Origin of the sequence: Affinundibacterium baiyunense (assembly GCF_018139645.1) — a bacterium.
GTDB classification, from domain to species: Bacteria; Pseudomonadota; Gammaproteobacteria; order Burkholderiales; family Burkholderiaceae_D; genus Undibacterium; species Undibacterium baiyunense.
The window spans coordinates 97215-109729 of record NZ_JAGSPM010000008.1; the positions used below are offsets into that span (position 1 = coordinate 97215).

The 12515-nt window shown below is 44.6% G+C and carries 9 protein-coding genes; 3 read left to right on the forward strand and 6 right to left on the reverse strand.

What is annotated here, in order from left to right; all coding sequences use genetic code 11:
- Window positions 1-105 precede the first annotated feature (105 nt).
- From ubiA to KDM92_RS13680, 4 genes are all read right to left on the reverse strand, one after another.
- A complete protein-coding gene (ubiA, locus tag KDM92_RS13665; RefSeq protein WP_212685015.1) occupies window positions 106-969 on the reverse strand; it encodes a 4-hydroxybenzoate octaprenyltransferase in 864 nt (287 codons plus the stop codon).
- Window positions 970-1140: 171 nt separating this feature from the next.
- Window positions 1141-2085: a hydrogen peroxide-inducible genes activator gene (locus KDM92_RS13670; RefSeq protein ID WP_212685016.1), complete on the reverse strand. Its 945-nt coding sequence runs from the start codon at window positions 2083-2085 to the stop codon at window positions 1141-1143.
- A 205-nt stretch (window positions 2086-2290) separates the two neighbouring features.
- Window positions 2291-3049: a LytR/AlgR family response regulator transcription factor gene (locus KDM92_RS13675; RefSeq protein ID WP_212685017.1), complete on the reverse strand. Its 759-nt coding sequence runs from the start codon at window positions 3047-3049 to the stop codon at window positions 2291-2293.
- Window positions 3050-3138: 89 nt separating this feature from the next.
- Window positions 3139-4479 carry a sensor histidine kinase gene (locus tag KDM92_RS13680; RefSeq protein ID WP_212685018.1) on the reverse strand — a complete coding sequence of 447 codons (1341 nt, stop codon included), beginning with the start codon at window positions 4477-4479 and terminating at the stop codon, window positions 3139-3141.
- Between the two features lie 362 nt (window positions 4480-4841).
- On the opposite strand from KDM92_RS13680, the gene KDM92_RS13685 reads away from it, so the two are divergent.
- Both KDM92_RS13685 and KDM92_RS13690 read left to right on the forward strand, forming a co-directional pair.
- Window positions 4842-5735: an ABC transporter ATP-binding protein gene (locus KDM92_RS13685; protein ID WP_212685019.1), complete on the forward strand. Its 894-nt coding sequence runs from the start codon at window positions 4842-4844 to the stop codon at window positions 5733-5735.
- A gap of 10 nt (window positions 5736-5745) precedes the next feature.
- Window positions 5746-9336: an ABC transporter permease/M1 family aminopeptidase gene (locus tag KDM92_RS13690; protein ID WP_212685020.1), complete on the forward strand. Its 3591-nt coding sequence runs from the start codon at window positions 5746-5748 to the stop codon at window positions 9334-9336.
- 73 nt (window positions 9337-9409) lie between these two features.
- Here the strand turns inward: KDM92_RS13690 and KDM92_RS13695 are convergent, their stop codons facing one another.
- On the reverse strand, window positions 9410-9901 hold the full coding sequence (locus KDM92_RS13695; RefSeq protein ID WP_212685021.1) for a GNAT family N-acetyltransferase: 492 nt from the start codon (window positions 9899-9901) through the stop codon (window positions 9410-9412).
- A gap of 107 nt (window positions 9902-10008) precedes the next feature.
- On the reverse strand, window positions 10009-10521 hold the full coding sequence (locus tag KDM92_RS13700; protein ID WP_212685022.1) for a peptidylprolyl isomerase: 513 nt from the start codon (window positions 10519-10521) through the stop codon (window positions 10009-10011).
- Window positions 10522-11033: 512 nt separating this feature from the next.
- Between KDM92_RS13700 and KDM92_RS13705 the strand changes: the two genes are divergently transcribed.
- A complete protein-coding gene (locus KDM92_RS13705; RefSeq protein ID WP_212685023.1) occupies window positions 11034-12386 on the forward strand; it encodes a DUF3422 family protein in 1353 nt (450 codons plus the stop codon).
- Window positions 12387-12515 lie beyond the last annotated feature (129 nt).

Sequence of the window (12515 nt, forward strand, 5' to 3'; positions counted from 1 at the left end):
AAGTCTAGGTCGAAACTGGTACTTTGCTTTGCGTTAGCGCAAACTCCGCAATGAATGATTAAGGTTTTTGCATTGTAGAACGGAATATTGGAAAGTGTTGTTTTATTAAATTAGATAATCCAAACAGACCCCAGCAAATAAAGCTGCGCCTAGCCAGTTATTATGACGAAATGCCGCGAAGCACGATGCTCGCTCGCGTGATTTGATTAAGCTGTAGTGGTAAATCGCAATCAGCGCTGCAACCACGACACCCGCCATAAATGGCCAGCCTAGCTGCCATTGCCAGCCGCACCAAGTGACGATCGCTAATGCGAAAAAATAGCACAGCATAATGGCAGTAACATCCCATTTGCCAAAAGTAATCGCAGAAGTTTTAATGCCGATCTTTAAATCATCATCTCTATCCACCATCGCATATTCAGTATCGTAAGCGATAGCCCAAAACACATTCGCCAGCAGTAGCCACCATGCTTGCACCGGAACCGCATCGTTCACTGCGGCAAATGCCATTGGAATACCAAAACCAAAAGCAATGCCTAAGTAGGCTTGTGGGATTGCAAAAAAACGTTTGAAATATGGGTAGGAAGCCGCTACCAATAAGGCGATTACCGATAATTGTTTGGTGAGTGTATTGAGCGGCAGAATCAATAAGAAAGAGATCAATGCCAGTACCCCGGCTACCATCAATGCTTCCCATGATTTGATTTTGCCGCTGGTTAAAGGACGCTCTGCGGTTCGTTTCACAAATTTATCAAAATCACGGTCAGCATAATCATTGATAGCGCAGCCAGCCGAGCGCATTGAGGCGGTGCCAACACAAAAAATAAGTAAGTGTTGCCATGATGGTTGACCATTCGAGGCAATCCATAGCGCGATTAAGGTTGGCCACAGCAATAGCAAAATACCGATAGGCTTGTCCAAGCGAATCAATTTGAAATAGAGTGATAATCGAACGAGCAGCGGATTCATGGAGAATGGATGAGCGTGTTGAAACGCTGGCATTATAAAGTGAATCAAGGTGAAGTGAATCTGATCGGGCGCGAATATGCTAATTCAATCAGTGGACGATTGCATCGCTAGCGGGATTGGTAAAGTCAATCCGCACGAGCAAGCATGTTTTAAATGTGGAAAGTGCGTGAATTATTGTGCGGTCGCTGCTTCGTCTAACATCGTAACGCCAGGTAATTCGCAATTCAACACAGCTTGTCGGATCGCATCAATCGCGGCATGACGAGTAAAGCTTTTGCGCCACGCAATCACAACACGTCGGTCTGGCGCGCGGTTACTAAATGGCACGTAGCGTAGCATGCTGTCAGTAGCATGCAGATCGGGGACGGAAGCCATCGGTAATACGGTGATACCTATACCTGAAGCGACCATATGTCGTATCGTTTCTAATGAAGAACCTTCAAACGTGCGTGCGATGCCATCACTCGCGGTCGAAAAGCGCGCCATTTCTGGGCAAACTTCTAACACTTGATCACGGAAGCAGTGACCACTACCCAATAGCAACATAGTCTCCGTTTTCAATTCTTCGGCAGAAACCGAACTGCGGTTCGCCCAAGGATGGTCTTTTGGCATGGCAACCACAAAAGGCTCATCATATAAAGCTTGCACCATTAAACCTTGGTCCGGCAATGGTAATGCCATGATGGCAGCATCCAATTCACCTTGGCGTAATAATTCAATCAGTTTGACGGTAAAGTTTTCTTGCAAAATCAGAGGCATTTGCGGCACTTTATCGATCATGGTTTTTACTAAACCTGGCAATAAGTAAGGGCCGATGGTGTAAATGATGCCAAGACGGAAAGGTCCATTCAAAGGATCCTTGTTTTGTTTTGCAATTTCTTTAATGACGGCTGTTTGTTCGAGTACACGTTCTGCTTGTGCCACGATTTGTGCACCTAATGGTGTTGTCGATACTTCTGTTCCACCACGCTCGAAAATCGTCACGCCCAATTCGTCTTCAAGTTTCTTGATCGCCACCGACAATGTTGGCTGCGCGACAAAACAAGCCTCTGCCGCATGTCCAAAATGCTTCTGGCGGGCTACTGCAACGATGTATTTTAATTCCGTGAGCGTCATAACTTGAGTGTGGCACAGACTGCGGCTTTAGTCTGTAGGTACTTTTGCATTTTTTGAGAAAAAATAATAATCCTTGCCAGCTTTCTTATTTCCATCAATGATTATCGTGACTTGCTACCTACAAGCCAACTAACTTGCTGTATTAATCAAGAAAAATGAGCAGGCGAGTTTGCTAGTATTTTACATGAGAGAACGGAATATGACTTTACATGCCCTTAAAGCGCCAAGCATAGGTTTGACTCACACGTAGTTGTTCGCGATGATTTTTTAATTCGACAAAAATATTCCCCATTTCGTCACGACGGGCGCGTGCAATCGCGCGTGGATTAACCATGATGCTACGGTGGATTTGCCAAAATTGATCAGGTGATAAGCCTTTTTGCAATTCTTTGATTGAGGTACGAATATGGCCTTCATCATCCGCACTAACGACGCGGGTGTAGCGCAGATCCGATTCAAAGAACAAGATATCTTCAATCGAAAATAACTTGATGGTGCTGCCGGAATTGGCGCTGATCCAACGTATTTTTTCAGCTTCTTGTGGTTCACGCAGACGCTGATCTAATGCCGCCATCACTTGAATTAAATCTTGTGGTGTCGTGCCAGCACTCAACTGCTCTTTGATGCGCGAGATCGTATGTTGTAGTCGCTCTTCGGTAATTGGTTTGAGTAGATAATCAATCGCGCCCAATTTGAAAGCTTCAATCGCGTGATTGTCAAAAGCAGTAGTAAATACCACGCGACATTTGCCATCGCTCGCGCGGGCGACATCCATTCCGCTCAATTCCGGCATGCGGATATCTAAGAACGCGATATTCGGTTGAAATTTAGTGATCGCATCGAGCGCATCACCACCATCCTCGCACGTGGCAAGGATCTCCAATTCTGGCCAAATCAGTTGCAACATACGCTGCAGATCTGAGCGCTGTAAATCTTCATCATCGGCAATAATTGCGGTTGGCATGCTTATTCCTCTAGTGTGACTTTAGTGGATTTTTAAAATTCTTTGGACTTGCTTCGAGCTTCGTATGAAGCTTATTTAGTTCGCATCATTTAGGCCAAATCATTTAGCTCTGATGTTTGCTCATCGTAGCGACTGAGTGGTAATCGAATACGAGCTGCGATTCCGCCTTCTTCACGCATACTTAGTTCTAGGCTGGCATCGCCTGCGTATAAGTATTTTAAACGTTCGCGAATATTATTTAATCCTATTCCAGAGCCCGACACGCTGTGACCAAAACCAACTCCGTTATCTTCTACACTTAGGCATAGTTGTTCGTGTTCGACGCTATCGCTGTTTGGCACATGCGTTGTGATTTTGCTGGCTTTTACGCTGATGTGTACCGCTCCTTTTTTGGGCTCGATACCATGTTTTACGGCGTTTTCTACTAGGCTGATCAGCATTAAAGGAGGAACCGCACAGTTTAATAATTCTGGTGGACATTCCACACTAAAACTAAGGCGCGGAATCCGTGTGTGAATAACGCCGAGATAGGCTTTGACCGAATTAAACTGGTTCTCTACCGTGGTTGCCATTAAATTGCCATCATTACGCATCTGCGGAATCGTCGAACGTAAGTAATCAACCAAATGATCAATGATGACTACGCCACGTGCAGGATCACTCAGCATTGCCGCGCGCACGCCCGATAGAGTATTAAATAAAAAATGCGGTTCGACTTGACTAGCGAGAACCGATAAACGCATTTGTGCTTGATTGCGTTCATTCTTGTATTGATCTAGCTTTTCTTGGACGCTGGCATTTTCTAATTCTTGCCTTTGCTTAAGGTAGGCACGAAAATCCAACGCGCCACCCCACCAACCAAGTAGAAAAATCCAAAGAATATAGTTGGCAATATTGATCTTGTGCTCTTCTTCATCGGTGATGACTAAGCCTACGCGAACCTCATTGCTTTGATTTAGTTGATTAATTTTTTCTTTGGTTTCAGCGCTAGTTTTTTTGATGTTTTTGTCGATAAAGTTGTCGGAAGATTTGATTATGACGAACGATAAGGCAATGCCTAGTAGTAATGCTCCGGCAATACCGAGCATTTCACTTTTCTTTTGCCACTGCCTTTTCTTCACTTGTGTAGCTAACCAACGACCCGCTAATAAATTTAATGCGACACCAAAAAACAGCACCACAAACATGGTGTAAGGCTTGATGACGTTCTGTGGACTTGAATTGTCGTTGGCGATGACTATTGAGATAGTCAGAAAGATCAGCGCTAATACCCCCAACGGCGCAGTAAAACTGAGCGCTCGATAGCGGAACCAAGTTTGACTGAAAACTGGGTAATACTGTGCTTTTACCGACCAGCTGCCAAGCTTATCGATGAGTTTTCCTGGTAGTGGCTGATCTGGTGTAATAGAGTGTTTTTCTAGATTCGACATAAGAGTAAGCAGCGTATTTTTCTGCGCCTTGCGAAGTAGTTGGCTAGTTTGCAGTATTCCAAATTTTTGTTTGATGCGAAATGTTTGCGATAGATCTGATAAAACAAGGCATCAGTTTACTGTTTCTCGTCATGAGTGGGGTGAATCACTTGATGTGCAATTTCGTTCATGACCAAATTAGGGCTTTGGTGACACGAAATCATGGCTTGATCACATTCGAACTGATCTATTCTATTGTCATGTATATTCTGCGAGGTCGATATTTGTCGAATAGTTTGTAGCAGTCTTTATCGAATTGTCTGCACTAGATTCCTGATACTTAGTGCCCTCTATTTAGCGTCTTATCTCTAGGAGCGTAATCCATGCTGTCTATCAAAAATTTAAATAAAACCTACGCCAATGGCGTGCATGCAACCAACAATGTCAATCTAGAAATTCCTAACGGCTTGTTTGGCTTACTTGGGCCGAATGGCGCAGGTAAGTCGTCCTTAATGCGTACCATTGCGACTTTGCAAGAGCCTGATAGTGGCACGATTCATTTCAATGGTTTGGATGTATTGCAGAACAAAGAAGAACTACGCCGCCAACTTGGATACTTACCGCAAGACTTTGGGGTTTATCCAAAAGTCTCAGCAGAAGATTTGCTCAACCACTTTGCAGTCTTAAAAGGTATCACCAATAAAGCAGATCGTAAGCAATCGGTAGAAGGCTTATTGCGTCAAACCAACTTATGGGAGGCGCGTAAGCGTGCTTTGGGAACATATTCAGGTGGGATGCGTCAGCGTTTCGGTATCGCACAAGCGCTATTGGGTTCGCCGAAGTTGGTGATTGTAGATGAACCAACAGCCGGTCTCGATCCCGATGAACGTAATCGATTTTTGAATTTACTAGCTGAAATTGGCGAGCAGGTCGTGGTGATTTTATCGACCCATATCGTCGAAGATGTGACCGACCTGTGTCCGCGTATGGCAATGATCGCTAAAGGCCAAGTACTCGTTCAAGGTGAGCCGCAAGCGGCTATCGACATGCTGCAGAACAAAGTCTGGCGTTGCAGCGTTAGCAAAGAGGCTTTGCCAAACTATCAAGAAAAATTTACTGTACTTACCACCCGTTTAGTCGCTGGCAAGCCACAAATTAATGTGTACTCAGAAACCCAACCAGATGATGGTTTCCGTTTAGTTGAAGCGAATTTGGAAGACGTGTATTTCCTGCAGCTTCGCAAGTCGCAAAATAGCGCTGCCGCGCTGACTGTATAAGGAGCGCGCTATGTGGTTAGAATTTTTTAAATTTGATTTGCGTTTTCAACTCAGGCAACCATTGCTGTGGGTGATTGCATTGATTTTTGGCGCACTTGCTTTTGGAGCTGCTAGTAGTGATGCGATTACGGTCGGTGGAGCAGTGGGTAATGTAAATCGTAATGCGCCAACCGTGATTGCACAGTTTCTTGGTGTATTTAGTGTGTTGTCGATGTTCGTTGTGACGATCTTTATCGCTGGTGCTGTATTGCGTGACGCCGAGATTGGTATCTCCGATATGCTATTCGCGACGCCTATGCGCAAACATGACTATTTGATCGGGCGTTTTTTAGCTGGTTTGGTCGCTTGTTTATTGATTTTTCTGTTTGTTGTTTTGGGATTATTGGTTGGACCTTACATGCCTTGGGTGGATGTCGCACGCGTTGGTGGATTTTCAGTGCAGCCATTTATATGGGGATTACTGATCTTTGTAGTCCCTAATCTTTTATTTATCGGTGCTTTATTGATGCTGTTGGCAGCGACTACGCGTTCGATGATGATGGTCTATGTTGGTGTGATCGGCTTCTTTGTATTGTGGGTGGTTGCTGGCTCTTTTACCCGCGACATCAACAACGAGTGGATTCCTGTCTTGCTTGATCCATTCGGCCTTCGTGCCTTTGGTCGCATGACACGTTATTTTTCTACTGCCGAGTCCAACACGATTCTGCCCACATTGAATGGTTATTTGATGGTCAATCGCCTGTTATGGTCAATCATTGGTTTCGGCTTGCTTGCAATGACTTTAGTTTTATTTAAACCGCAGCGTGCCGGCACCGGACGTCGTTGGTTTGGCAAAGTAAAAACTGCGAAGCCGAATCAGGTGATCGCACAGCAACTGGTGAAAGTGAATTTGCCGAAAGCAACGCAACACAAAGGTAGCGTGACTGCTTGGACACAATTTTGGGCGATTTTACGGTTTGACATGAAAGCTGTCTTTAAGAGTGTGCCATTCCTGGTGATGCTGTTATTTGGATTGGTGAATTTTTTCGGTAGCGCAAGTCAATCTAACGTGATGTTCGGTACCACCGTTTATCCAGTGACAACGAATATGTTGAACATCATGGCTGGCAGCTTTAATTTTATGCTGATCATCATCGTTACTTTTTATGCTGGTGAGCTGATCTTTAGAGAGCGTCAAGTCAAGATTGCCGATGTCGTTGATGCGATGCCTGTGCCAAATTGGGTGCCTATGTTGGCCAAGGCTACGGCTTTAAGTGCGGTGATTTTAAGTTTTTTGAGCGCGGGCGCATTGGCTGGTATGTTGATGCAAGTGATTAAAGGTGGTGCACCGATCGAACTCGTGTTGTATGTGAAAGGCGTTTTAATTGGTGCGAGTGGCTTTATTTTGCTGGGCTTGTTGGCGTTGGCATTACAGGTGCTAACCAACAATAAGTTTATCGGCTATTTAGTCATGATACTGGTGTTGATTTCTCAAATTGTGTTTGGCTCTTTAGATCTAGATCACAATTTATATAATTTTGCTGGCGCCTCCGCGACACCTTATTCTGATATGAATGGTTATGGTCATTTCCTTACAGGATGGTCTTGGTTCACTCTGTATTGGAGTTTGTTCACGCTGGCTTTGCTGATCGTTGCACAAGCGTTTTGGGTGCGTGGTTTATCACAGGAGTGGCGGATTCGAGTGCGCTTGGCAATCGCGAAACTCAATAGTAAAGCCGGTTTGGCGTTGGCGATGAGTTTAGCCGCGTTCGCCATCACTGGCGGCTGGATTTTCTATAACACCAATGTGCTAAATCAGTACCAAACAAAGTCTGCAGCTTTGGATGAAAACGCAGAGTACGAGAAAAAGTACAAACAATACAAAGGCTTCCCGCATCCCAAATTAACTGATGTGAAAGCCAATGTGGATATTTATCCTGAGCAGCGCAAGCTTGTTATTAATGGGCATTATGTCTTACAGAATAAATCTAGCTTGCCGCAAGATACTTTGCATATTCAGTTGAATACACGCGTTAAAACTGTTTGGAAAAATTTACCCGAGCATCAACTTGTTTTGGATGATAAAAAATTAGGATTCAGTATCATTAAACTCAAACAAGCGCTGGCTGCTGGTGATCGTTTAGCTTTGGATTTTGTCATCACTGTTGAGAATCCTGGCTTTACGAATAGCGGTGCTGCCAATACCGTCAATTTAAACGGGACTTTCTTCAATAATCGTGAATTCTTTCCACAATTTGGTTACGCATCTGACATAGAAATGCGTGACCGCAATGAACGAAGAAAACGCGGCTTAGGCGAACCAGAACGCATGCCGAAGTTAGAAGATGAATCAGCGCGCGCTTATCACGCACTGGGTAGCGAGGCAGATTGGATTAATTTCGAAACCGTCATTTCCACGTCTTCCGATCAAATTGCAATGGCGCCAGGGTATCTGCAAAAAACTTGGGAAGATCAAGGTCGTCGTTACTTCCAATATAAAATGGATAGACCGATGATGCCATTTTTTGCCTTTTTATCTGCACGATGGGAAGTCAAAAAAGGTGATTGGAAAGGGATGCCAATTGAAATTTATTACGACAAAAAGCATGCCTACAATGTGGATCGTATGATTGAAAGTACGAAGAAATCGTTGGATTATTTCACGGCTAATTTCACTCCTTTTCAACATCAACAAGTACGTATTTTGGAATTTCCACGTTACGCAAGTTTTGCGCAATCCTTTGCCAATACTATTCCCTATTCAGAAGCAATTGGCTTTATCGCCGATTTGCGCGATAAGGATGATATTGATTATGTGTTTTACGTGACGGCACATGAAATGGCGCATCAATGGTGGGGACATCAGGTGATAGGCGCGAACATGCAAGGCTCGACGGTCTTGATGGAATCACTGTCACAATACTTTGCGCTAATGGTAATGGAAAAAGAATACGGGCGCGACAAAATGCGTCGTTTCTTGAAGTATGAACTGGACAATTATTTGCGTGGACGTGGTGGTGAATTGATTGAAGAACAGCCGCTGGCAAGGGTTGAGAATCAGCAGTACATTCATTACAACAAAGGTAGTTTGATTTTCTACCGTTTGCGTGATGAGATCGGTGAAGAAGCATTGAATCGTGCCTTGAAACGCTTTTTACAAGATAAAGCTTATCAACAAGCACCCTATACCACGACCAAGGAGCTATTGGCCTATATCCGCGAAGAAGCGCCACAAGATAAGCACGCTTTGATCACCGATATGTTCGAAAAAATTGTGTTTTACGATAATCGTGTGACCGAGGCGAAAGCGGTCAAGCGTGCTGATGGTCAATGGGATGTAACGATGAAATTACATCTGGCAAAAATCGAGGTCGATGGCAAAGGTAAAGAAACAGCTCGTGCTTATGACGAAGCGGTTGAGATCGCGATATTCTCTCGAGCTGCTGGCGCGAAAGAAAAAGATGAAAAAGTTCTCTTTATCGAAAAACGTGTCGTACCAGCCAATGCGTCCAATTTGACGATCACCGTGAGGGATAAACCGTTTGAAGTCGGCGTTGATCCGTATAACAAACTGATCGACAGAGTGTCTAAAGACAATCGCAAGGAAGTCAGTTTTGAGTGATAAGTAAAGCTAAAAACTAAGCTAAAAATAAGCCGCTAATTGATGTTGATTAGCGGCTTTTCTTATTCAACTTTTACTCAGCTAAGCTTTTATACATTACTAGCGCATCGACATAACCACGCTGTGGGTGCAAAAATGCGCGGGGTAGGCGGCCGACAATTGCAAAGCCTAGTTTTGTCCAGAGATCTACTGCCACCTGATTGCTAGCGATAACAAAATTAAATTGCATCGCCAGATAACCTAGCTGTCGTGCGATTTCTTGTGAATGTTCACACATGCGTTTTGCCAAGCCGCGCCCACGCGCTTTTGGGCTCACCATGTAGCCACAATTGCAGACATGTTGGCCGCCGCCAGTTTGATTGGTCTTGATGTAGTAAGTCGCTAGAATTTCGCCATCTTCTTCCGCGACAAAGGTGAGTCTTGGCGCCTGCATCCACAATTGATAAGCTTGTTGCTGATCGGTATCTGGTGGATAAGTATAGGTGTCGCCAGCAGCGACGATACTGTGGAAAATCGGCCAGATTTGTCCAAAGTCAGCATCCGTGGCAAGGCGTATTTGAAGCATAGCGTAGAGGCGTGATTGTGCGTGCTGTGTTACTTAAAATCAGTGTGCGCAAGTATCGAAGCGCACACTGAAATTTTGTTTAAATTTGTCGCTTAATGAAGAAAAGCTTAAGCGCGTGAATCTAAAACCTCATTCCATTTTGCGACTAATTCAGCTTGTTGTTCTAGCAAAGCAGAAGCATCACCTTCGATCGTCAATTTTTCGATGACGTCACCACGTACGATACTGTTAACCACTTTTTGATCTTCTGCGCTGACGACTACACCAAACACGGTGTGCTTGCCGTTCAAATGTGGTGTTGGGCCATGGGTGATGAAGAATTGGCTACCATTGGTGCCAGGGCCAGCATTCGCCATTGACAAAATACCTGCTTTGTCATGACGTAATTCGCTGCTGCATTCATCTTTAAAACGATAGCCAGGGCCACCCATGCCTGTACCATCAGGGCATCCGCCTTGAATCATAAAGTCGTTGATCACACGGTGAAAATTCAAACCGTCGTAATAGCCACGTTGTGCCAGATTGACGAAGCTAGCGCAAGTGATCGGTGTCTGATCTGCAAACAGATTTAAATTGATGGTGCCTTTGCTAGTTTGCATGATGGCTTTGAGTTGCGTCATAGTGTCCTCTTGTCAGTAAAATTAAATAAGCATTTGCTTGGATGGATGAAGCTTGAGCATCATTTTCAAGCAGACAGGGCAGTATTTTACCAGTACATACAAGGTAATTTCTGCCAGCTGTATGGAGATTGGAGTTTTGCTAATGCGCATCAATAGCAATACTTATTCATTTTTTACATAGCATTTCATCTTGGTCAGTCTGCATACCAGTTTGCAGCTTCTTTGTTACAATCAAATTTGCATCAGATTTGCGGATAGTATTTTGATACGGTGCAGTGTCGCAAATCTCCGGCTAACCAAGCCAAATCGGTGATTCAAGGATCTCACAAAGACAGCTTAGCTGATTGTTTCGCTCAAGCAGATTCCCGCGCAGGTATATGCACCAATCTACTTGCTTCATTTTAAGAATTACCTCCTTAGTTCGACGAATTTGCATTCATTGGCGTAATTCCTAAATCGGTTCTTAAATGTGGTTTTGAAAATCTTTTTTACTTCTTTTGGCGAAGTTAGCTATGCACTCATTTGAATTGAATCACCATGCGCGAATTTCTTTGGCCGCAGAAATTCACTCGCGTCCTTTTCTACAATTAACTGCGCCAGAATTATTGACGCATTTGGCAGTTTATCCCGACCCACAAGTACAGCAAGAATTATCACCGCAAGCGCTACAGCATAATTTGCTGGCCGCCTTGTGCGCACATTTTGGCGTGAGTCCACCTACGCCAGAATCAAAATACTTTTACGTCGATTTTGGTCCTTGTCGTTTGAAATGGGAATGCCATACCGAATTTGCGACCTATACCTTTGCGCAGTATGCAGATCCTGATTTGAGTTTGGAGCAAGCCTTTGCGCAAATGCCGATCGCGCGGATTCCTGCAGCATGGTTGCATCGTTTACAAGGCAAATTGTTGGTTGCGGCACATTTAGTGTTGGATAATCGATCTCAAGCAGCGAGTGAGTTTGCGCATGAGATTCAGCACTTGTTTAAAGGTCATGCCTTAGCGGGTAGCAGGGTCATGCAAGGTGGTGAGTTTTGGTCCGATTTTGTGGTGCATGCTGATGGTTTTAGTCGTTTTGTGATTCGTGATGTCGATATGCGTGCGCAGCAAGCGGGACGATTAGCGCAACGCATATTTGAAATCGAAACTTACCGCATGATGGCATTGCTGGGTTTGCCAATTGCCCAAGCGACGACACCACAGCTCAATGCAATTGAGAGTGAGTTGGTTGATTTGGCGACAGCCATGGTGGCATCGGATGACGCCTTAAACGAACGTCATTTGGATCGCGATACCGACGCTGAACGCTTGTTGTTAGAAAAAATCACGCATTTAGCTGCCCGCATAGAAAAATTATCGCTAGAAAATAATTATCGGTTTTCCGCCTCAAAAGCTTATTTTGGTTTGGTGCATGCGCGCATAGAAGAATTACGCGAGCAACGCGTAGAAGGGCTACCCATGGTGGCGGAGTTTATGGATAGACGCTTAACGCCCGCCATGAACACCTGCGATGCGGTCGCTAATCGGCAAGAAGCTTTAGCCAGGCGCATTGCTAACTCAAATGATTTATTACGTACCCGTGTCGGCATCGTGCAAGAAATGCAAAATAGAAAAATTTTGCAATCTTTGAATGCCCGCGCAGCTCAGCAATTGCATTTGCAACAAGCAGTTGAAGGCTTATCGGTCGCCGCGATTTCTTACTATGTGATTGGCTTGTTTGCGTATGTCGCCAAGGCGGCAAAAGAGTTTACTTGGATTGCGCATACCGAAACGGCAGTAGGTGTCGCTGTACCATTGGTCATCGCCAGTGTGTGGATGGGATTACGCCATATGCATCGACGTTTGCGAGCGCATGAAAAAGATTGATTGGCAAAGGAATAGCTAGTCGCTGCGGGATTTATGGCATATTCCTTCAATAGCACAGAGTATTTACAACACCGACTGATGCTTAGGCTTTGACGCAACGCAAACCTTGCTAGCGATGGCTTTACTGTG

What these genes read in the sequence shown, in the direction of transcription:
- ubiA (WP_212685015.1), bottom strand. Translation starts at nt 969, where the DNA reads ATGAATCCGCTGCTCGTTCGATTATCACTCTATTTCAAATTGATTCGC.
- KDM92_RS13670 (WP_212685016.1), bottom strand. Translation starts at nt 2,085, where the DNA reads ATGACGCTCACGGAATTAAAATACATCGTTGCAGTAGCCCGCCAGAAG.
- KDM92_RS13675 (WP_212685017.1), bottom strand. Translation starts at nt 3,049, where the DNA reads ATGCCAACCGCAATTATTGCCGATGATGAAGATTTACAGCGCTCAGAT.
- KDM92_RS13680 (WP_212685018.1), bottom strand. Translation starts at nt 4,479, where the DNA reads ATGTCGAATCTAGAAAAACACTCTATTACACCAGATCAGCCACTACCA.
- KDM92_RS13685 (WP_212685019.1), top strand. Translation starts at nt 4,842, where the DNA reads ATGCTGTCTATCAAAAATTTAAATAAAACCTACGCCAATGGCGTGCAT.
- KDM92_RS13690 (WP_212685020.1), top strand. Translation starts at nt 5,746, where the DNA reads ATGTGGTTAGAATTTTTTAAATTTGATTTGCGTTTTCAACTCAGGCAA.
- KDM92_RS13695 (WP_212685021.1), bottom strand. Translation starts at nt 9,901, where the DNA reads ATGCTTCAAATACGCCTTGCCACGGATGCTGACTTTGGACAAATCTGG.
- KDM92_RS13700 (WP_212685022.1), bottom strand. Translation starts at nt 10,521, where the DNA reads ATGACGCAACTCAAAGCCATCATGCAAACTAGCAAAGGCACCATCAAT.
- KDM92_RS13705 (WP_212685023.1), top strand. Translation starts at nt 11,034, where the DNA reads ATGCACTCATTTGAATTGAATCACCATGCGCGAATTTCTTTGGCCGCA.